Source organism: Pseudomonas sp. KU26590, from assembly GCF_026153515.1.
GTDB lineage: Bacteria > Pseudomonadota > Gammaproteobacteria > Pseudomonadales > Pseudomonadaceae > Aquipseudomonas.
In genome coordinates this window covers 4,954,049-4,974,694 of the sequence record NZ_CP110644.1, presented here as the reverse complement: position 1 = coordinate 4,974,694, position 20,646 = coordinate 4,954,049, and the positions used below count along the sequence as shown (strand labels likewise).

Annotated in this window: 15 protein-coding genes; 11 read left to right on the top strand and 4 right to left on the bottom strand. The window is 60.8% G+C overall.

All coding sequences use genetic code 11. The features are described from left to right. Nucleotides 1–624 precede the first annotated feature (624 nt). A complete protein-coding gene (acnB, locus tag OKW98_RS22125; protein WP_265386667.1) occupies nucleotides 625–3,234 on the bottom strand; it encodes a bifunctional aconitate hydratase 2/2-methylisocitrate dehydratase in 2,610 nt (869 codons plus the stop codon). A 402-nt stretch (nucleotides 3,235–3,636) separates the two neighbouring features. Between acnB and OKW98_RS22120 the strand changes: the two genes are divergently transcribed. The 6 genes from OKW98_RS22120 (at nucleotide 3,637) to OKW98_RS22095 (ending at nucleotide 10,107) form a co-directional block, all read left to right on the top strand. Then, on the top strand, nucleotides 3,637–4,110 hold the full coding sequence (locus OKW98_RS22120) for a DUF1289 domain-containing protein (protein WP_265386666.1): 474 nt from the start codon (nucleotides 3,637–3,639) through the stop codon (nucleotides 4,108–4,110). 118 nt (nucleotides 4,111–4,228) lie between these two features. Then, on the top strand, nucleotides 4,229–4,837 hold the full coding sequence (locus OKW98_RS22115; RefSeq protein ID WP_265386665.1) for a tRNA-(ms[2]io[6]A)-hydroxylase: 609 nt from the start codon (nucleotides 4,229–4,231) through the stop codon (nucleotides 4,835–4,837). Between the two features lie 413 nt (nucleotides 4,838–5,250). After that, nucleotides 5,251–5,724, top strand: a complete 474-nt coding sequence (locus OKW98_RS22110) for a MarR family winged helix-turn-helix transcriptional regulator (protein WP_265386664.1) — start codon at nucleotides 5,251–5,253, stop codon at nucleotides 5,722–5,724. Continuing rightward, entirely contained in the window at nucleotides 5,721–7,217 is a 1,497-nt protein-coding gene (locus OKW98_RS22105) for an efflux transporter outer membrane subunit (RefSeq protein WP_265386663.1), read from the top strand. Before OKW98_RS22110 ends, OKW98_RS22105 begins: the two co-directional genes overlap by 4 nt. A gap of 10 nt (nucleotides 7,218–7,227) precedes the next feature. Then, on the top strand, nucleotides 7,228–8,505 hold the full coding sequence (locus OKW98_RS22100) for an efflux RND transporter periplasmic adaptor subunit (RefSeq protein ID WP_265386662.1): 1,278 nt from the start codon (nucleotides 7,228–7,230) through the stop codon (nucleotides 8,503–8,505). Nucleotides 8,506–8,574: 69 nt separating this feature from the next. Further along, a complete protein-coding gene (locus OKW98_RS22095; protein ID WP_265386661.1) occupies nucleotides 8,575–10,107 on the top strand; it encodes a DHA2 family efflux MFS transporter permease subunit in 1,533 nt (510 codons plus the stop codon). 257 nt (nucleotides 10,108–10,364) lie between these two features. Here OKW98_RS22095 and OKW98_RS22090 read toward each other — a convergent pair whose 3' ends face one another. Both OKW98_RS22090 and OKW98_RS22085 read right to left on the bottom strand, forming a co-directional pair. Beyond that, nucleotides 10,365–11,111, bottom strand: a complete 747-nt coding sequence (locus tag OKW98_RS22090; RefSeq protein WP_265386660.1) for a UDP-2,3-diacylglucosamine diphosphatase — start codon at nucleotides 11,109–11,111, stop codon at nucleotides 10,365–10,367. After that, the gene (locus OKW98_RS22085) at nucleotides 11,108–11,611 is read right to left on the bottom strand and encodes a peptidylprolyl isomerase (RefSeq protein ID WP_265386659.1); all 504 of its coding nucleotides are present in this window, start codon (nucleotides 11,609–11,611) and stop codon (nucleotides 11,108–11,110) included. The genes OKW98_RS22090 and OKW98_RS22085 overlap by 4 nt, the downstream gene beginning before the upstream one ends. A gap of 274 nt (nucleotides 11,612–11,885) precedes the next feature. Here OKW98_RS22085 and OKW98_RS22080 point away from each other — a divergent pair, with 274 nt between their 5' ends. Further along, nucleotides 11,886–13,583: a glutamine--tRNA ligase/YqeY domain fusion protein gene (locus tag OKW98_RS22080; protein ID WP_265386658.1), complete on the top strand. Its 1,698-nt coding sequence runs from the start codon at nucleotides 11,886–11,888 to the stop codon at nucleotides 13,581–13,583. A gap of 10 nt (nucleotides 13,584–13,593) precedes the next feature. Beyond that, complete coding sequence (gene cysS, locus OKW98_RS22075) at nucleotides 13,594–14,976, top strand: cysteine--tRNA ligase (protein WP_265386657.1); 1,383 nt, start codon at nucleotides 13,594–13,596, stop codon at nucleotides 14,974–14,976. Nucleotides 14,977–15,335: 359 nt separating this feature from the next. Here the strand turns inward: cysS and OKW98_RS22070 are convergent, their stop codons facing one another. Next, a complete protein-coding gene (locus OKW98_RS22070; protein WP_265386656.1) occupies nucleotides 15,336–17,189 on the bottom strand; it encodes a sigma-54-dependent Fis family transcriptional regulator in 1,854 nt (617 codons plus the stop codon). 355 nt (nucleotides 17,190–17,544) lie between these two features. Between OKW98_RS22070 and OKW98_RS22065 the strand changes: the two genes are divergently transcribed. The 3 genes from OKW98_RS22065 to OKW98_RS22055 are packed head-to-tail and all read left to right on the top strand — an operon-like array spanning nucleotide 17,545 to nucleotide 20,628. Beyond that, nucleotides 17,545–18,639: an ABC transporter ATP-binding protein gene (locus OKW98_RS22065; protein WP_265386655.1), complete on the top strand. Its 1,095-nt coding sequence runs from the start codon at nucleotides 17,545–17,547 to the stop codon at nucleotides 18,637–18,639. Then, nucleotides 18,639–19,769 carry an ABC transporter ATP-binding protein gene (locus tag OKW98_RS22060; protein WP_265386654.1) on the top strand — a complete coding sequence of 377 codons (1,131 nt, stop codon included), beginning with the start codon at nucleotides 18,639–18,641 and terminating at the stop codon, nucleotides 19,767–19,769. Before OKW98_RS22065 ends, OKW98_RS22060 begins: the two co-directional genes overlap by 1 nt. Further along, nucleotides 19,762–20,628 carry a carbohydrate ABC transporter permease gene (locus OKW98_RS22055; protein ID WP_265386653.1) on the top strand — a complete coding sequence of 289 codons (867 nt, stop codon included), beginning with the start codon at nucleotides 19,762–19,764 and terminating at the stop codon, nucleotides 20,626–20,628. Before OKW98_RS22060 ends, OKW98_RS22055 begins: the two co-directional genes overlap by 8 nt. Nucleotides 20,629–20,646 lie beyond the last annotated feature (18 nt).

The following is a 20,646-nucleotide window of genomic DNA, read 5'->3' as shown; positions in this document are numbered from 1 at the left end:
GATGCATGCCCACGCGGAGCGTGGGAACGATCAGGTCACGATCAGCCGCAAACCGAATGATCGAGTGCAGGGCTGGCCCGCGAACCCGGGGTGTCAGAGGATTGAAATGCGGTCGACCCACCGCGTTCGCGGGCAAGCGCGCTCCTACAAAGGAATTCATTCAGCCAGCGACACCGCGTCCCGTCAGTAGGACCGGCTTCAGCCGGGAAGCCTTTGACCTGCCCTTGATCTGCTTCTGATCTGCTTTTGATCTTCATACGCAAAAAGCCCAGTCACCGCCAAACGCGACTTGGGTGCAGGCCGAACGCAGACGATGCGCAGTGGGTCGAGCCGCATGGATGCGGCGAGAGCGCCGTCAGGACATGGATGTCCGTTCGGCGCGTGCCCACGGAGCATCGTCGGAGAGAGGGTATCCCGACGGAGGAGGGACCTAACCAGGAGCAGGCACCCTTGGTTACTTGGGGTGCTTTTCCAAGTAACTCGCCGAAGGCGAAACCGTTGGCCGTTAGGCCAACTCCAGCGCCACCACAAAAATTCGTATAAAACCCAAATACCCGCGCCAGCAAAACAAGCCCATAAAAAAACCCCGCCGAAGCGGGGTTCTCTCAACACGGTCTCAGCTATTTAAGCCTGAACAACCGGAATATTAGCGTTCGCTGCAGCCTCACGGAATTCCGCGATCTGATCGAAGCTCAAGTACCGATAAACATCGGCAGCCATACTGTCGATCTTGCCCGCGTACTCCATATACTCCTCGACCGTCGGCAGACGACCCAGAATCGACGCCACCGACGCCAACTCAGCCGACGCCAGATACACGTTCGCCCCATCACCCAGACGGTTCGGGAAGTTACGGGTCGACGTCGACACCACCGTCGAATTCGGCTCCACGCGCGCCTGGTTACCCATGCACAGCGAGCAGCCCGGCATTTCCATGCGCGCGCCAGCCTTGCCGTAGATGCCGTAGTAGCCTTCTTCGGTCAGTTGATGAGCATCCATCTTGGTCGGCGGCGACAGCCACAGACGCGTAGGAAGCTGACCCTTGACCTGATCCAGCAACTTGCCCGCAGCGCGGAAGTGACCGATGTTGGTCATGCACGAACCGATGAACACTTCGTCGATCTTCTCGCCGGCAACGCTGGACAGCAGACGGGCGTCGTCCGGGTCGTTCGGCGCGCAGAGCACAGGCTCTTTGATGTCGGCCAGATCGATCTCGATGATTTCTTCGTATTCAGCGTCAGCGTCCGCAACCATGAGCTCCGGATTGGCGACCCAGGCTTCCATCGCTTGAGCACGACGTTCCAGGGTGCGCGGATCGCCGTAACCCTGTTCGATCATCCAGCGCAGCAGGGTGATGTTCGAGTTCAGGTATTCGGTGATCGACTCTTTCGACAGCTTGATCGTGCAACCTGCAGCCGAACGCTCGGCCGAGGCGTCGGACAGTTCGAATGCCTGCTCGATGCTCAGGTTGTCCAGGCCTTCGATTTCCAGGATGCGACCCGAGAAGGCGTTTTTCTTGCCTTTCTTCTCGACGGTCAGCAAACCCTTCTGGATCGCGAAGTAAGGAATCGCATGAACCAGGTCGCGCAGGGTGATGCCCGGTTGCATCTCGCCCTTGAAGCGGACCAGGATCGATTCCGGCATGTCCAGTGGCATCACGCCCGTGGCAGCGGCAAACGCTACCAGACCGGAACCGGCCGGGAAGGAAATCCCCATCGGGAAACGGGTGTGGGAGTCACCACCGGTACCGACGGTGTCCGGCAGCAGCATGCGGTTCAGCCAGCTGTGGATGATGCCATCGCCCGGACGCAGAGAGACGCCGCCGCGGGTCATGATGAAGTCAGGCAGCGTGTGGTGCGTGGTCACGTCGATCGGCTTTGGATACGCCGCGGTGTGGCAGAACGACTGCATCACCAGATCGGTGGAGAAGCCCAGGCATGCGAGGTCTTTCAGTTCGTCACGGGTCATTGGACCGGTGGTGTCCTGGGAGCCGACGGTGGTCATTTTCGGTTCGCAGTAGGTGCCAGGACGCACACCTTTGCCTTCCGGCAGACCGCAGGCCTTGCCCACCATCTTCTGCGCCAGGGTGAAACCTTTGCCGGTGTCGACAGGGGCTTCAGGCAGCTTGAACAGGTCGGTTGGGCCAAGACCCAGCTCGGCGCGCGCCTTGTCGGTCAGGCCACGGCCGATGATCAGAGGAATACGACCGCCAGCACGGACTTCGTCGAGCAGCACCGGGGTCTTCAGTTCGAAGGTGGTGATGACCTCTTCGCTGTCGTGCTTGCAGACTTTGCCCGCGTACGGGTAGACGTCGATCACGTCGCCCATGTTGATGTTCGAGACATCGAATTCGATTGGCAGAGCGCCGGCATCTTCCATGGTGTTGTAGAAGATCGGGGCAATCTTGGTGCCGAAGCAGAAACCGCCAGCGCGCTTGTTCGGTACGTTCGGGACGTCGTCGCCGAAGAACCACAGCACCGAGTTGGTCGCCGATTTGCGCGAAGAACCGGTGCCGACCACGTCGCCAACGTAGGCGATAGGGAAACCCTGGCCGCGCATTTCTTCGATCTGCTTCATCGGACCGATGGAGCCCTGAACGTCAGGCACGATGCCTTCACGGGCCATCTTCAACATGGCGAGGGCGTGCAGCGGGATGTCTGGACGCGACCAGGCATCAGGTGCAGGCGACAAGTCGTCGGTGTTGGTTTCGCCGGTGACCTTGAAGACGCGCAGGCTGATCTTCTCGGCCAGGGTCGGACGCTTGCGGAACCACTCGCCGTCAGCCCAGGACTGCAGAACGCCTTGGGCGATTGCATTACCGTTTTTGGCTTTTTCAGCGACGTCGTGGAACGCGTCAAACATCAGCAGGGTGTGCTTGAGCTGGTCGGCAGCGACCTGGCCCAATGCAGCGTCGTCCAGCAGGTCGACCATGGTCACGATGTTGTAGCCGCCCTGCATGGTGCCGAGCAGCTGTACAGCGTGTTTACGGTCCAGCAGAGGGGAGGTGACTTCGCCCTTGGCCAGAGCGGACAGGAAACCGGCTTTGACGTAGGCAGCTTCGTCAACGCCCGGTGGAACGCGATTGGAGATCAGGTCAAGCAGGAAAGCTTCTTCGCCAGCCGGTGGGTTTTTCAGCAGCTCGACCAGGCCTGCGGTTTGTTCGGCGTTAAGCGGCTGGGGCACGATACCCAGGGCGGCACGCTCTTCGATGTGTTTACGGTAGGCTTCAAGCACAGTATTACCCTCATCAGTGGTCCCAAATGGGTGTCCGGGACGCTCATCCAGAGAAGGTCCGCATCGGCGCGCTCGAACTTTTTAAAGTTTCTTGGCAGGAAGCTGACGATCTCCAACAGAAGCTGTTTTCAAAGTTTTACGCCTGCATGATCGGTCGGGGGAGGGGACGTAAGCGAACTTACGTCGGACCGGACTGCGGGGCGGGCCTTCGTAAAAGGCCCTGACTGTGCTCGTGACGCTTTGAAAACAGCTTCCAACGGACATTGGCGCCTTAAAAGGCCCGGTGATTCTACGGTAAAAAACCGCTGAAGGTAAGTTAGCCCCTACAGGTTGAAGGGTGTACCTCGTTAGACAAAGGGCTAACATGCCGGCTTGTTTCGTTCGCCGTCGTGTTGTCTTGCCATGCCCAATCAAATCATCAAAACGCCCTGCGTGGGCCTGTGCTCCACCGTCTACGGCGACCTCGTGTGCCGGGGATGCAAGCGCTTCCACCATGAAGTGATCCACTGGAACGGCTACGACGAGGACGCAAAGCGCGCCGTCTGGCTGCGCCTGGAACAGCTGCTGGTGCAGGTGATGGCGGGGAAGGTCGAAGTATTCGATCCGGTAAAGCTGCGGTCGCAACTGGAGCAACGCAAAATCCGCTTCGTCCCGCACCAGTCCGAATATTGCTGGGCGTACCAGTTGATTGCCCGGGGCGCCCGGGTGATCAACCAGCTGGACGCCTACGGCATGGTGCTATTGCCAGAGTTTCGCGACTGGTCATTGCCTGAGCTGCGCGATGCCATTGATCGGGAATTCTTCCTGCTGTCCGAAGCGCACTACGAGCGCTATATCGCGCCCGGCTTCCTCAAGGATGCGATGGGCGCGGTCTGACCGTGGCGTGACCCGCACGCGCGAGCGGTAAATCCTGCGCTTTTCATCTGCGCAGGCTGGCTCTGCCCGTCAGGCTCCGTATAATGCTGCGCCTTGTCAGCCAGCCATTCGTGAACCCATGCAGATTTATCCAGAAATCGACGCCTTCCTGCTGTGCCCCACGCCCGAAAGTTGGGTTCAGGCCGCGTTGCAGAATCTGGATATCCTGCTGATCGATCACGCCAACAATGAAAAGAAGGCCGCCGGTGCGGCGTTCCAGTTCATGTTCCAGTACAACGACAAGTTCGATCTGCTGGCCAAGATGTCGCGGCTGGCCCGCGAAGAGCTGCGTCACTTCGAGCAGGTGATCGGCATCATCAAGAAACGCAACATCCCGATGGCCAACATCAGTTCGGCGCGCTATGCCGGGTCGCTGCGCAAACTCGTTCGCACCCACAACCCCTATCGCCTGACCGATGCGCTGGTCGTCGGCGCCATTGTTGAAGCGCGCTCTTGCGAACGCTTCGCGGCGCTGGTGCCGCACCTAGACGAAGACCTCTCGAAGTTCTACGCCAGCCTGCTCAAGTCCGAAGCCCGGCATTTCCAGGACTACCTGAAGCTCGCCTACACCTACGGCACTGAAGCGGATGTCGACGCCAAGATTGAAGAAATTCGCCTGGCCGAGCGCGAGCTGATCCTGAGCCCGGACGAAGACTTCCGCTTTCACAGCGGTGTGCCGGCGGTTTAAACCCCCTCTCTGACGAGCCCAGACTGTGTAGGAGCGCGCTTGCCCGCGAATCGGTTCGCACATTCGACGTAATCATCGACCGTCACGACGCTTTCGCCAGCAAGCCAGCTCCTGATCGGTGGCGGAGGCGCGAAATCAATGGAAAACGCTGTTTTGTAGGAGCGCGCTTGCCCGCGAATTGGTTCGCACATTCGACGTAATCGTCGACCGTCACGACGCTTTCGCCAGCAAGCCGGCTCCTACGGATCGGTGGCGAAGTCACTTATTTGCTTTACCTTCGGATCACCTCATCAACCGGGCGAATCACGTTCGTCCGAATCCGTGCGCCTTAAATATTGTTTCATTGTGTGTTTGCTGCCTAGGCAGTAAGATCCGCTCCATTCACTGCCTAAGCAGATAATGGGTGGCTATCAATGGCACATTTCACTCCTGAAAACTTTCACGACAGTCTGCTGGGCATGTTGCTGGGCCGGACTGAACAGCTGAAAAACCGCATCCTCGACCGGCATCTCGAGCCCCACGGCGTCACCGCGCAGCAGTTCAAAGTGCTGGTGATGATCGCGCGCTTTTGCGCCGAGACGCCGGCCGACATCTGCCGCATGTTGAACCTCGACAGTGGTTCGATGACCCGCATGCTCGATCGCCTTGAACAGAAAAACCTGTTGTCCCGCTCGCGCTCGGAATCCGATCGACGTCAGGTGCAACTGGTGCTGACCGAAGAAGGCAAAGCGCTCTCCGACCTGTTGCCGGAAATCGGCGCACACGCGATGAACGAGATGGTGGGCGTGCTGGAAGACAGCGAGCTGCTGGCGCTGGAAAAGATTCTGACGAAAATTCTGGTTGCCTCGGGCGACCCCATCACGATTGCCCGGATCGCCGAACGATGAGCACTCACATTCAGCGGGGCTCGGCCCTGCGCACGTCCCTGAGCCTGATATTCGTGGCTCTCGTGCTGGCCGGTTGCGCCAGTTCCAAGGGCCTTAAAACCGAAGCCGTCGGCATCGATGCCAACAGTCTGCAGACCGCCCGGAGCCTCAACGGCATCACCCTGTCGCCGGCGGCCTGGCCGAAGCGCGACTGGTGGACCAGCCTTGGCGATCCGCAGCTCAATAGCCTGATCACCGAAGCGCTGCGCGACAGCCCGGACATGCAGATTGCTGCGGCCCGCACCCATCAGGCCACTGCGCAGGCGTATGCGGCCGATGCCGAACGCATGCCGACCGTGGAGGCCGACGCCAGCGTCAGCCGCTCTCGCCTGGCACGTGACCAGGACCCGACCGGGGCAGGCGGGCGCTACAGCACCTTGCGCAGCCTGAGCGCCGGCTTCAATTACAACTTCGATCTGTGGGGCGGCCAGCGGGCTGCCTGGGAAGCGGCATTGGGTCAGGCCCGTGCCAGTGAAGTCGATCAGCAAGCGGCGCAACTGACCCTGGCCGCCGATGTCGCCCGCGCTTACAGCGACCTCGGTCAGGCTTATATCGTCCGCGATCTGGCGGCCGACGACCTCAAGCGCACACGGCAATTGCTTGACCTCGGCGCGCGGCGCTTCAAGTCGGGCATCGACAGCGAGTACCAGTACGAGCAGACCCAGAGCCTGGAAGCCAACTCCCGCGAATCGCTGGCGGACGCGGATAAGAGCCTGCGCAGCGCCAAGATCCAGTTGGCCGTGCTGATGGGCAAAGGCCCTGACCGCGGCGAACAGCTGAGCCGGCCTGCCGTGCTGCAACCCGCTGTTGTGGCCTTGCCGTCGGTGGTGCCTGCGGAATTGCTGGGCCGTCGCCCGGACCTGGTGGCCGCGCGCTGGCGGGTTGAAGCGGCGAGCAAGAACATCGACGTCAGCAAGACCAATTTCTACCCGAACCTCAACCTGAGCGCGTCGGCGGGGGTTGAGTCGCTGCTGGGTGATGCGATGTTCGGCTCGGCCAGTCGCTTCTTCAACGTTGCGCCAACGGTGTCGCTGCCGATCTTCGACGGTGGCCGTCGCCGTGCCGACCTCGATGCGCGGGACGCCGACTATGACCTCGCCGTGGCGCAGTACAACAAGACGCTGGTCCGGGCGCTGGGGGATGTCAGCGATGGCATCGGTCAGTTGCGCGACATCCGTCGCCAGATCGAGGCACGCCAGCAGGCGACCGACGTGATTCAGAAATCCTACGACACCGTCGTTCAGCGCTACTCCTCCGGGATCGGCAACTACCTGGACGTGCTGAGCGTCGAGCAACAACTGCTGCAATCGCAACGCCAACAGGCTGATCTCAACGCGGAACGAATCGATCTCTCGATCCAGTTGATGCAGGCCCTCGGGGGAGGCTTCGAAGACAGCAAGCCCGGCGAAAACGCCGCCCCGGTCGTCCCGTCAACTGCTTCGCTGACTCATTAAGGTAATCGTCATGGCCACTGCCACTACCGATAACAATGCTGCAAACGAACAAAAGGACGTCAACGCTTCGACGCCTGACAAGGGCGCGGACAAAGCGGCCGACAAAGGCGCCGAGCAGACCACACCGAAGAAGAACCCGCGCAAGCGCAAGCTTTTGTTGCTCGGCCTGCTGCTGGTCGTGGTGCTTGGCGTGATCGGCGTCTGGGCCTGGTACGAAATGTACGGTCGCTGGAGTGAAAGCACCGACGACGCCTATGTGAACGGCAACGTCGTGGAGATCACCCCGCAAGTCACCGGCACTGTGGTGAGCATCGGCGCTGACGACGGCGACCTGGTGCGTGAAGGTCAGGTGCTGGTGCAGTTCGACCCGAATGACGCCGAAGTGGCGCTGCAAAGCGCCGAAGCCAATCTGGCCAAAGTGGTGCGCCAGGTGCGCGGGTTGTACAGCAACGTCGACGGCATGAAAGCGCAACTGGCGGCCCAGCGCGCCGAAGTGCAGAGAGCCCAGGACAACTTCAACCGTCGTCGCAGTCTGGCGGCGGGCGGGGCAATTTCCCAGGAAGAGCTGTCCCACGCCAAGGATGACCTGACCACCGCGCAGAACGCGTTGACCAACATCCAGCAGCAACTGGCCACCAGCAACGCGCTGGTGGACGACACCCAGGTGTCCTCGCATCCGGACGTCAAAGCCGCTGCCGCGCAACTGCGTCAGGCGTACCTGAGCAATTCGCGCAGTACGCTGATCGCGCCGGTGACCGGTTACGTCGCCAAGCGCACCGTACAACTGGGCCAGCGGGTTCAGCCGGGCACTGCGCTGATGGCCGTGATTCCCCTCGACCAGCTGTGGATCGACGCCAACTTCAAGGAAACCCAGCTCGGCCAGATGCGCATCGGCCAGCCGGTGGACATCGAAGCGGACCTGTACGGCGGCGACGTCAAATACAGCGGCACCGTGGACAGCGTCGGCGCCGGTACCGGCAGTGCGTTTGCCCTACTGCCTGCGCAGAACGCCACCGGTAACTGGATCAAGATCGTTCAGCGTGTGCCGGTGCGGATTCACATCAACGCCGACGAGCTGGCCAAGCATCCGCTGCGCATCGGCCTGTCGACCACCGTTGACGTGAACCTGCACGACCAGAGCGGTCCGGTGCTGGCTCAGCAACCGCCGAAGCAGCCGCTGTTCACCACCGATGTCTACGCCAGGCAACTGGCCGACGCCGACACGATGATTGCCCGCGTGATTCACGAGAACAGCGCGTCAACCAGCGGCAAGACAGCCCAGCGCTGATTCGCCAATCCATCTGCCACGGCCTGCCTGTTCAGGCCGTGGGGATCTTCGAGTGTCAAAGGATTCGCGATGAGTACCAACGCTCCCGCTTCTTTTACGCCGCCAAGCCTGTTGCTGACCACCATCGGCCTGTCGCTGGCGACTTTCATGCAAGTGCTCGACACGACCATCGCCAACGTGGCCTTGCCGACCATCTCCGGCAACCTCGGCGTGAGTTCGGAGCAGGGCACGTGGGTCATCACCTCATTCGCGGTCAGTAATGCCATCGCGCTGCCGCTGACCGGCTGGCTAAGCCGGCGCTTCGGTGAGGTGAAGCTGTTTCTGTGGGCGACATTGCTGTTCGTGATCGCCTCGTTTCTCTGCGGCATTTCCACGTCGATGCCTGAGCTGGTGGGCTTTCGGGTCTTGCAGGGCATGGTTGCCGGGCCGTTGTACCCGATGACGCAAACGCTGCTGATCGCCGTGTATCCCCCTGCGAAACGGGGGATGGCATTGGCATTGCTGGCAATGGTGACCGTTGTGGCGCCGATTGCCGGGCCGATTCTCGGCGGCTGGATCACCGACAGTTACAGCTGGCCGTGGATCTTCTTCATCAACGTGCCGATCGGGCTGTTCGCGGCGTTCGTGGTGCGTCAGCAGATGGCTACCCGGCCGGTCAGCACCAGTCGCCAGCCCATGGATTACGTGGGGCTGATCACGCTGATCATCGGCGTAGGCGCGCTGCAGATCGTGCTCGACAAAGGCAATGACCTGGACTGGTTCGAGTCGAACTTCATCATTATCGGCGCGGTGATTTCAGCCATTGGCCTGGCGGCGTTCGTGATCTGGGAAATGACCGATGATCACCCGGTGGTCAACCTGCGGCTGTTTGCGTTTCGCAACTTTCGCTACGGGACGATCTGTCTGATCGGGGGGTATGCGGGGTTCTTCGGGATCAACCTGATCCTGCCGCAGTGGCTGCAAACCCAGATGGGCTACACCGCGACCTATGCCGGGTTGGCGGTCGCGCCGCTCGGCGTGCTGCCGGTGTTGATGTCGCCCTTCGTGGGTCGCTATGCGCACAAATTCGACCTGCGCCTGTTGGCCGGCATCGCGTTTCTGGCGATTGGCCTGAGCTGCTTCATGCGTGCGGATTTCACCAGTCAGGTGGATTTCGAACACATCGCGCTGGTGCAGTTGTTCATGGGGGCGGGCGTTGCGCTGTTCTTCATGCCGACCTTGAGCATTCTGCTCTCTGACCTGCCGCCGTCGCAGATTGCCGACGGCTCGGGCCTGGCGACGTTCCTGCGTAACCTGGGCGGCAGCTTTGCAGCGTCATTGACGACGTGGATCTGGATACGCCGCGCCGATCAGCACCACGCGTACCTGAGCGAAAGCGTGAACGCCTACGACCCGACCACGCGGCATGCGCTGGAGACCCTGGGCGGGGCGAGCAATCAGGCTTACGCGCAGCTTGATTCGATGGTCACCAGCCAGGCGTACATGATGTCGACGGTGGACTACTTCTACATGATGGGCTGGGTATTCCTGGCGCTGATCCTGATTATCTGGCTGGCCAAGCCACCGTTTACCGCGAAGGCGGCGCCTGGGGGAGGGCATTGATCGCAGCTGTCGGGCGCAGACGGTAGGAGCGTGGCTTGTCCCGCGATCGGCCGGGAACCGGTCGTAGAACTCCGAATGCGGTGTATCAGGTGCCCCACAATGTGTGGGCATGGCAGAGATCATTGTAGGAGCGACCGGGGTGGCGCTCCACCTTGCCCGCGAATGCGTTATTCCAGACGTTAATGTTTTGAATGACCCACCGCTATTCGCGGGCAAGCGCGCTCCTACAGGTTCCGCGTCAGACGATCATAAGGTATTCAGTTCTGACGCACCGCAGGCTCGGGCTCAAACGCAAACGACTCCAGATGAAAGCCCTGTTCATCAATCTGCAGCAACCACCCCTCGCGATCCCAGTCCCCCAGCACGATGCGCTGCGCCTTGGTCTCACCCAGTTCAACGTCGTGAACCGCAGGCCGATGGGTGTGACCGTGGATCAGCGTTTTCACGCCAGACTCGTTCATCACCCGCGGCACTTCTTCTGGCGTGACATCGACAATGTCGTTGGCCTTCATCCGCGTCTGCGCACGGCTTTCGCTGCGTAGCTTGCGCGCCAACTTGTGCCGCGTGCTCAACGGCAGATGCCGCAGCACCCACAGCGTCAGCGGATGACGCAAGTAACGGCGCATACGCATATAGGCTTCGTCCCGCGTACACAGGCTGTCGCCGTGCATCAGCAATACCGGTTCGCCGTTGAAATTCACGACGCTCGGGTCCTTGAGCAGCGTGCAGCCCGCCGCTTTGCAAAACGCCTGACCGATCATGAAGTCGCGATTGCCATGCATCAGGAACACCCGCGTGCCGCTGTCGCTCAACGCGCGCAGCGCCTGGCAGATCGAACGCTGAAAGGGCGACATGGCGTCATCGCCAATCCACGCCTCGAAAAAATCCCCAAGGATGTACAGCGACTCAGCCCCGCGTGCGCGGCCATCCAGCAGACCGAGAAACGCCCGGGTAATGTCCGGGCGTCCCTCTTCCAGGTGCAGATCCGAGATCAGCAATATCACTCAATGATCTCGGCTTTCTCGATGATCACGTCGTCAGCCGGCACGTCTTGGTGGCCGGCCTTGGACGTCGTGGCGACACCCTTGATCTTGTCGACCACGTCGGTGCCTTCCGCCACTTCAGCGAACACGGCGTAGCCCCAGCCCTGTACGGTCTTGGCGCTGTGGTTGAGGAAGTCGTTGTCGGCGACGTTGATGAAGAACTGCGCCGAGGCTGAATGCGGCTCCATGGTGCGGGCCATGGACACCGAGTACTTCTTGTTCGGCAGGCCGTTGTCGGCTTCGTTCTGGATGCTCGGGCGCTTGTCTTTCTTCTCTTTCATGCCCGGCTCAAAGCCGCCGCCCTGGATCATGAAGTTGCCGATCACGCGGTGAAATACCGTGTTTTCGTAGTGGCCGGCTTTGACGTATTCGATGAAGTTGGCGACGGTGAGCGGCGCCTTTTCTGCGTTAAGTTGCAGAACGATTTCACCGTGGTTGGTGGTCAGCTTTACTTTCGACATCTGTCAGCTCGCTCTTCAAATTCGTGGTGGGAGGCAGTGATCGCGGCAGACGGCCATCGGGTTGCGAGGCCAGTACCGCGGATTCACCTCAGGCGCGCAGTTTACAGAGGGTAGCCGTTGCTCGGGTAGTTGCGATTGAGCGGACGGTTGCCGCCGAGCGCGCTTCCATCTCGGCAGTTTTGTCACAGCGCGCTGTCAGGGGCTTGACAGCTTCGGCTATGATAGGCGCTTTGATTTAACCGGCCTTCCTGGCCGCGACCCGTTCAAGGATCCTATGAGCAAGCCCACTCAAGATGCCGCTGCGAATTCCAAGGCAGGCCCTGCCATTCCAACCAACTTCCTGCGCCCCATCGTGCAGGCAGACCTGGATTCGGGCAAGCACTCCCAGATCGTGACCCGCTTCCCGCCGGAGCCCAACGGCTACCTGCACATCGGTCATGCCAAGTCGATCTGCGTCAACTTTGGTCTGGCTCAGGAATTCGGCGGCGTCACGCATCTGCGCTTCGACGACACCAACCCGGCGAAGGAAGATCAGGAATACATCGACGCCATTGAAGCCGACGTCAAATGGCTGGGCTTCGAGTGGTCCGGTGAAGTGCGTTATGCCTCGCAGTACTTCGACCAGCTGTACGCCTGGGCGGTCCATCTGATCGAGACCGGTAAGGCCTACGTCGATGACCTGACCCCCGAGCAGGCTCGCGAGTACCGCGGCACCCTGACCGAGCCGGGCAAGAACAGCCCGTTCCGCGATCGCAGCGTCGAAGAAAACCTCGACCTGTTCAGCCGCATGAAAGCCGGTGAGTTCGAAGACGGCGCCCGCGTCCTGCGCGCCAAGATCGACATGGCTTCGCCGAACATGAACCTGCGCGATCCGATCCTCTACCGCATTCGTCACGCCCACCACCACCAGACCGGTGACAAGTGGTGCATCTACCCGATCTACGATTTCACCCACGGTCAGTCGGACGCCATCGAAGGCATTACCCACTCGATCTGCACCCTGGAATTCGAGAGCCATCGCCCGCTCTACGAGTGGTTCCTCGACAACCTGCCGGTGCCGTGCAAGCCGCGCCAGTACGAGTTCTCGCGCCTGAACCTTAACTACACCATCACCAGCAAGCGCAAGCTCAAGCAACTGGTCGATGAAAAGCACGTGCATGGCTGGGACGATCCGCGCATGTCGACGCTGTCGGGCTTCCGCCGTCGCGGCTACACCCCGGCGTCGATCCGCAATTTCTGCGAAATGATCGGCACCAACCGTTCCGACGGCGTGGTCGATTTCGGCATGCTGGAATTCAGCATCCGTCAGGACCTGGACCACAACGCCCCGCGCGCCATGTGCGTGCTGCGTCCGTTGAAAGTCGTCATCACCAATTACCCGGAAGGCCAGGTCGACCACCTCGAACTGCCGCGCCATCCGCAGAAAGAAGAGCTCGGCGTGCGCAAGCTGCCGTTCTCCCGCGAGATCTACATCGACCGCGACGACTTCATGGAAGAGCCGCCGAAGGGCTACAAGCGTCTTGAGCCGAACGGCGAAGTGCGTTTGCGTGGCAGCTACGTTATTCGCGCCGATGAAGCGATCAAGGACGCCGACGGCAACATCGTCGAGCTGCGCTGCTCCTACGACCCGGAAACCCTGGGCAAGAACCCTGAAGGCCGCAAGGTCAAAGGCGTTGTGCACTGGGTGCCGGCAGCGGAGAGCATCGAATGCGAAGTGCGTCTGTACGACCGTCTGTTCCTGTCGGCAAACCCTGAGAAAGCAGAAGAGGGCAAGACCTTCCTGGACAACATCAACCCGGGCTCCTTGCAGGTTTTGACCGGTTGTCGCGCTGAACCGTCGTTGGCTGACGCGCAGCCGGAAGACCGTTTCCAGTTCGAACGCGAAGGCTATTTCAGCGCGGATCTGAAGGACTCGAAACCCGGTCATCCGGTCTTCAACCGGACTGTGACGCTCCGCGACTCGTGGAGCTAAGGTAGGCAACGTGCTTTCTATCTACAACACGCTCAGCAAGAGCAAAGAAGTCTTCAAGCCGCTGGATGGCAACAAGGTGCGCATGTACGTCTGCGGGATGACCGTGTACGACTACTGCCACCTGGGCCACGGCCGCAGCATGGTGGCGTTCGACGTCGTCACCCGCTGGTTGCGTTTCAGCGGCTACGACCTGACCTATGTGCGCAACATCACCGACATCGACGACAAGATCATCAACCGCGCCCGTGAAAACGGCGAGGCGTTCGACGCCCTGACCGCGCGCATGATCGACGCTATGCACGAGGACGAAGCGCGCCTGAACATCCTCAAGCCGGACATGGAGCCGCGTGCCACCGATTACATCGGCGGCATGCACGACATGATCCAGCGCCTGATCGACAAGGGCTATGCCTATGCCCCGGGCAATGGCGACGTGTACTACCGCGTCGGCAAATTCCTCGGTTACGGCAAGCTGTCGCGCAAGAAGATCGAAGACCTGCGCATCGGCGCGCGGATCGAAGTCGACGAAGCCAAGGACGATCCGCTGGATTTCGTCCTGTGGAAAGGCGTCAAGCCGGGCGAACCGAGCTGGGAATCGCCGTGGGGTGCGGGGCGCCCGGGCTGGCACATCGAGTGCTCGGTGATGTCCACCTGCTGCCTGGGTGAGACCTTCGACATTCATGGCGGCGGCAGCGACCTGGAATTCCCGCACCACGAAAACGAGATTGCCCAAAGCGAAGCCGCGACCGGCAAGACCTACGCCAACGCCTGGTTGCACTGCGGCATGATCCGCATCAATGGCGAGAAGATGTCCAAGTCCTTGAACAACTTCTTCACCATTCGCGACGTGCTGGATAAATACCACCCGGAAGTGGTGCGTTATCTATTGGTTTCGAGCCACTACCGCAGCGCGATCAACTATTCCGAAGACAGCCTGAAGGAATCGAAAGGCGCGCTGGAGCGGTTCTATCACGCACTCAAAGGCCTGCCGGTTGCCGAGCCTGCGGGTGGTGAGGCGTACGTTGAGCGTTTCTCCGCTGCGATGAACGACGACTTCGGTACGCCGGAAGCGTGCGCCGTGCTGTTTGAGATGGTGCGCGAGATCAACCGTCTGCGCGACAGCGATGTCAACGCAGCGGCAGGCCTGGCGGCACGCTTGAAGGAGTTGGCCAGTGTGCTGGGCGTGTTGCAGCTGGAATCCGACGACTTTCTGCGCGCTGGCGCTGAAGGGCGTGTGGATGCCGCAGAAGTCGAAGCCTTGATCGCCGCACGCCTGCAGGCGCGCGCTGACAAGAACTGGGTTGAAGGCGACCGTATCCGCGATCAACTCACCGCCATGGGCGTGGTGCTGGAAGACAGCAAAGGCAGCACGACCTGGCGCTTGGCGGACTGATCGGCAGCGCGTTAGATCCCTTTCGCGGGCAAGCGCGCTCCTACAGTGTTTGTCGGCAGATGCATCTGCGGTGATCGTTCCCACGCTCCGCGTGGGAATGCATCCGCTGACGCTCCGCGTCACGGTTGATGTCCAGCGCACGGACGATTGGATACTGGAACTGTAGGAGCCGGCTTGCTGGCGAATGCGGTTAACCAGCCATGAAGTGATCTACTGCCCCACCGTTTTCGCCAGCAAGCCGGCTCCTACAGGGCTCTGTGTTTCGCCAGCAAGCCGGCATTCACAGGGCGTTGCGTTTCGGCAACAAGTCGGCATTCACAGGGGCTGAGTTCCGCCGCAATATGTCGGCCGGGCTCAGGCTAGAACCCCTGTTCCCGCAGCCGCTTGTACAGCGTGTTCCGACTCACCCCCAGCTGCTTCGCCAGCTGCGAGATGTTCCCGCCGGCCGCCTGCAACAATTCGCTTAGCTCTTCCGGCGTGTCCAGCGCAGCCTTGCGGTTGAACACTGTCTCGGGCTCGACGCGCTCGCAGCCCATCGCCAGGTCCGCGAAAAAGTCTTCCGGCAGATGCTCGGTGGAAATCGGCTGATCGTCGGCCAGCGCCAACGCCACCTGAATCACGTTGCTCAACTGCCGCAGGTTTCCCGGCCATGGGTGCCGTTCGAACAGCTCCATCACCTGCGGCTCAAAGCCCGCGGTCTGTTGCGGTTCGCGGTGCTGTTCCCAGATGGCACGCACCAGCGCGGGCTTGTCGCTGCGATCACGCAACGGCGGCAGTTCCAGGTTCAGGCCACTGATCCGGTAGTACAAATCCTGACGAAACCGCCCGTTCTGCACGTGTTCGCGCAGTGAGCAATGGGTGGCGGAAATCACCCGGATGTCCACCGGGTATAACTCGCTGCTGCCCACCGGCTGCACGCACCGCTCCTGCAGCACGCGCAGCAAGCGCGCCTGAACCGGCAGCGGCATGTCGCCGATCTCGTCGAGAAACAGCGTTCCCTTGTCCGCCTTGCGAATCAGCCCGATGCTGCCTTTATGGTGCGCCCCGGTGAACGCACCTTTTTCGTAGCCAAACAACTCAGCCTCGACCAGCTCCGACGGGATCGCCGCGCAGTTCACCGCGATCATTGGCTGATCGGCGCGGGAGCTGGCGCGGTGCAGGGCCTTGACGAACACTTCCTTGCCCACACCCGTCTCGCCGAGGATCAACAGCGGGACGTTCTTCTCCAGCAGTCGCTGCCCCTGACGCGCGGCTTTCACGACCCGCTCATCTCCCATGCCGGGCTCAATGGCACCGACCGTCATTGACCGGGACGGAATCGGCACCTGCACCGGCACGGTTCTGAGCTTGAGTACCGGTGCTTTCGGCCGCTTCAGCACGCAATGAAAACGGTTGTGGCCGGATGCCTGAAGCGGGAAGGGCTGGCTTTCCATTTGCTCAAGCAGGTCGGCGATGGGCGACTTGAACAGGTTTTCGATGTTGGCGTTGAGCAGGCTGACGCCCAGCAGGTTGTCGGCGCGACGGTTGGCGCAGAGCACCCGGCCGCTTTCATCGAACACCAGCAGGCCGGCCCACTGGCTGTCGAGGTTGTTCAGGCCGGTATTGAAAATCAGCTGAAAATGGCTGTGCTGGAACTGGTCGAGGATCAGCCGGTTTTCGATGGTCTGGCTCATCATCTTCACCATCCCCAGGGTGTGGGAAGGCGGCAGGAAGCTGTCGCTGGACACATCGAGCACCGCGATCATCCGCCGCGACGCATCGAAAATCGGCGCCGCCGAGCCAGTCATGAACCGGTTGGCCTTGAGAAAGTGTTCATCGTGTTCAATGTGAACAGCCTGTTCACAGGCCAGCGCCGTGCCGATGGCATTGGTGCCGGCGCCTTGCTCCAGCCAGCTGGCGCCGGCGACGAAACCGGGCTGTTGATCTGGCTCGACGAAGCGCTTGTTGCCCCAGGAATTGAGCACCTGCCCTTGCTGATCGGCGAGCAGGATCAGGCAATTGGAATTGCTCAGGATGTCCTCGTAGAAGGGCAGCACCTGCTGATGGGTGGTTTGCACCAGAGAATGATGGCGCTCGAGCAGTTGCGACACCTGCTGATCGGGCAGGCGGCCGAAGGAGGGGCGTGACTGGTGGTCAAGGCCGAACTCGCGGCAACGGGCCCACGAGTCCTGAATGATGGTGTCGTGGCTGGGGGATGCGCCTGGTGTGGCCATAAATGGCTCCGTCCGAGTACTTTTATTTATTGTTGTCGAGATGCCGCTAGGCAGAGCATCCCTGCTCGAAAACGTCCACCCATTGTTGTTCAGGATTGTTCAAAGTCAATGTTCATTTTGTTCAGGTGTTCAGCCTTTGCTGTTCATTTATGTTCACCAACGAATGCCGATCCGTGCGGCAAATTGTCGCAACCGCTCTAGTCCAAGCATTTCAGCCTGAAAGCTCCTTAGGTAGGCCGGTTGGCACGATTGTCGCTATCCAACAATCGGTCAGCACAATCGGTCAACGGGTGTCACGACCTGCCATACGGCAAACACGCAACACCCCGAACAAAACAAATAAAAAGGGCACGCCATGTCTCTCACGCTTGAGCACGTCAGCCGCGCCGTCGACGGTCAGATCTGGATCGACGATGCTTCGCTGAGCTTTGAACCCGGCTCATTCAACGTATTGCTGGGGCGCACCTTATCAGGCAAAACCAGCCTGATGCGCTTGATGGCCGGTCTGGACAAGCCAGACAGCGGCCGGGTACTGATGAATGGCAAAGATGTCACCCACGTCGCGGTGCGTCATCGCAACGTCTCCATGGTTTATCAGCAGTTCATCAACTATCCGAGCATGACCGTCTACGACAACATCGCCTCGCCACTGCGCCAGGCCAAGATGTCTAAAGACGAAATCGACCGTCGCGTTCGCGAAACCGCGAAGATGCTGCGCATTGAAAAATTCCTCAGCCGCCACCCCCTCGAATTGTCCGGCGGCCAGCAGCAGCGCACGGCCATGGCGCGGGCGCTTGTCAAAGACGCCGAACTGATTCTGTTCGACGAGCCGCTGGTCAACCTCGACTACAAGCTGCGCGAAGAGCTGCGTCAGGAAATGCGCCAGCTGTTCGAAACGCGCAATACCATCGCCATCTACGCCACCACCGAGCCGAACGAAGCGCTGGCGCTGGGCGGGACCACGACGGTTCTGCACGAAGGCCGCGTGATCCAGAGCGGCCGGACGCCCGAGGTGTATCACCAGCCGAAAACCGTGCTGGCCGCCGAGCTGTTCTCCGAGCCGCCGATCAACCTGATGCCCGGCCGCATCGAAGGCAACGAAGTCAGCTTCGCCAACTTTGAGCACTTCCCGCGGAACGTCGACCTGCGCACCATCGGCGACGGCGAATACCGCTTTGGCGTGCGCCCAAGCCACCTGAGTCTGGTGCCGTCCAACGACGACGACCTGGAGCTGGCGGTGACGGTCGAGCTCGCCGAGATCAGCGGTTCGGAAACCTTCCTGCATGTGCGCAACGAGCATTTCTCGCTGGTGCTGCATTTGCCGGGCGTGCATGAGTACGACGTCGACACGCCGATTCGCGTGTACATCCCGACTCACAAACTGTTCGTATTCGATCAGCAGGGCGGCCTGATTCAGGCGCCGGGCCTGCGCATGGCGAGGGTTGCCTGATGGCCGAGATCCGCTTGCAACAACTCGCGCACAGCTACAGCGCCAATCCGACCGGCCCTGAAGACTATGCCATCCGCGAAATGACCCACATCTGGGAGCAGGGCGGCGCCTATGCCTTGCTCGGCCCGTCCGGCTGCGGCAAATCGACCCTGCTCAATATCATCTCCGGCCTGCTCAGCCCGTCTGAAGGCAAGGTCATGTTCGACACCACCGTGGTCAACGACATGTCGCCGGAGGAGCGCAACATCGCTCAGGTTTTCCAGTTTCCGGTGGTCTACGACACCATGACGGTGTACGACAACCTCGCGTTCCCGCTGCGTAATCAGGGCATGCCGGAAGCGAAAGTGAAGATCAAGGTGCAGGAAATCGCCGACGTGCTGGATCTGCAGCCGTTGTTGAAGAAGAAAGCCAAAGGCCTGACCGCTGACGAAAAACAGAAAGTCTCCATGGGCCGCGGGCTGGTTCGCGATGACGTCTCGGCGATCCTGTTCGACGAACCCTTGACCGTGATCGACCCGCACCTGAAGTGGAAACTGCGCCGCAAGCTCAAGCAGATTCACGAGCAGTTCAACATCACCATGGTCTACGTCACCCACGATCAGCTGGAGGCCTCGACCTTCGCCGACAAGATCGCGGTGATGTACGGCGGCCAGATCGTCCAGTTCGGCACGCCCCGCGAACTGTTCGAAAAGCCGCACCACACTTTCGTCGGCTATTTCATTGGCAGCCCCGGCATGAACCTCATCGAGGTCAAGCCTGAAGCGGGCGGCGTGGGCTTTGGCGGCATTCATCTGCCGTTGTCCGAAGCCTTGCAGCAGCGTCTGGCGGCCACTCAGTGGAGCACGTTGAAAGTCGGGATTCGTCCCGAGTTCGTGCACATCTGGGACGGTCCGGTCGATGACGCCATGCAGGCCGAAGTGACCTACGTCGAGGACCTGGGGACCTACAAGATCCTCACCCTCAACCTGGCCGGCCAGCTGTTGAAAGTGCGCTTGCAGGAAGACAAGCCAGTGCCCCAAGGCCAGGCCTGGGTCAGTTTCCCGGCGCAATGGCTGATGCTCTACGCCGACGAATTTCTGCTGGAGGCCGCGACGAACACATTGCCGGCCAGCGAGGTGTCCCATGACTAAAGTGCAAAACAACAAGGCCTGGTGGCTGGTGCTGCCGGTGTTCCTGCTGGTGGCGTTCAGCGCCATCATTCCGATGATGACCGTGGTCAACTATTCGGTGCAGGACATCTTCGACCAGTCCAGCCGCTACTTCGTCGGCGCCGACTGGTTCCGGCAAGTGCTGCAGGACCCGCGTCTGCATGACTCGCTGCTGCGCCAGTTCATCTACTCCTTCTGCGTGCTGCTGATCGAAATCCCGCTGGGCATTGGCATCGCGCTGACCATGCCGACCAAGGGGCGCTGGTCATCGGTGTGCCTGATCGTGATGACCATTCCGCTGCTGATCCCCTTCAACGTGGTCGGCACCATCTGGCAGATCTTCGGCCGTGGCGATATCGGTCTGCTGGGCTGGATGCTCAACGATGTGATGGGCATCAGCTACAACTACGCGGCCAATGCGTCGGACGCCTGGGTGACCGTGCTGGTCATCGACGTCTGGCACTGGACCTCGCTGGTGGCGTTGCTGTGCTATTCGGGGCTGCGCGCCATTCCGGACGTGTACTACCAGGCTGCGCGAATTGATCGGGCCTCCAACTGGGCCGTGTTCCGACACATCCAGCTGCCGAAGATGAAGAGCGTGCTGCTGATCGCTGTGATGCTGCGCTTCATGGACAGCTTCATGATCTACACCGAGCCGTTTGTGCTCACCGGTGGCGGTCCGGGCAACTCGACGACCTTCCTCAGCCAGACCCTGACGACCATGGCGCTCGGCCAGTTCGACCTGGGCCCTGCGGCGGCGTTCTCGCTGGTGTATTTCCTGATCATTCTGTTGGTGTCGTGGGTGTTCTACACCGCCATGACCCACAGCGAAAAGAACTGAGGAGCGCCCATGAACAAG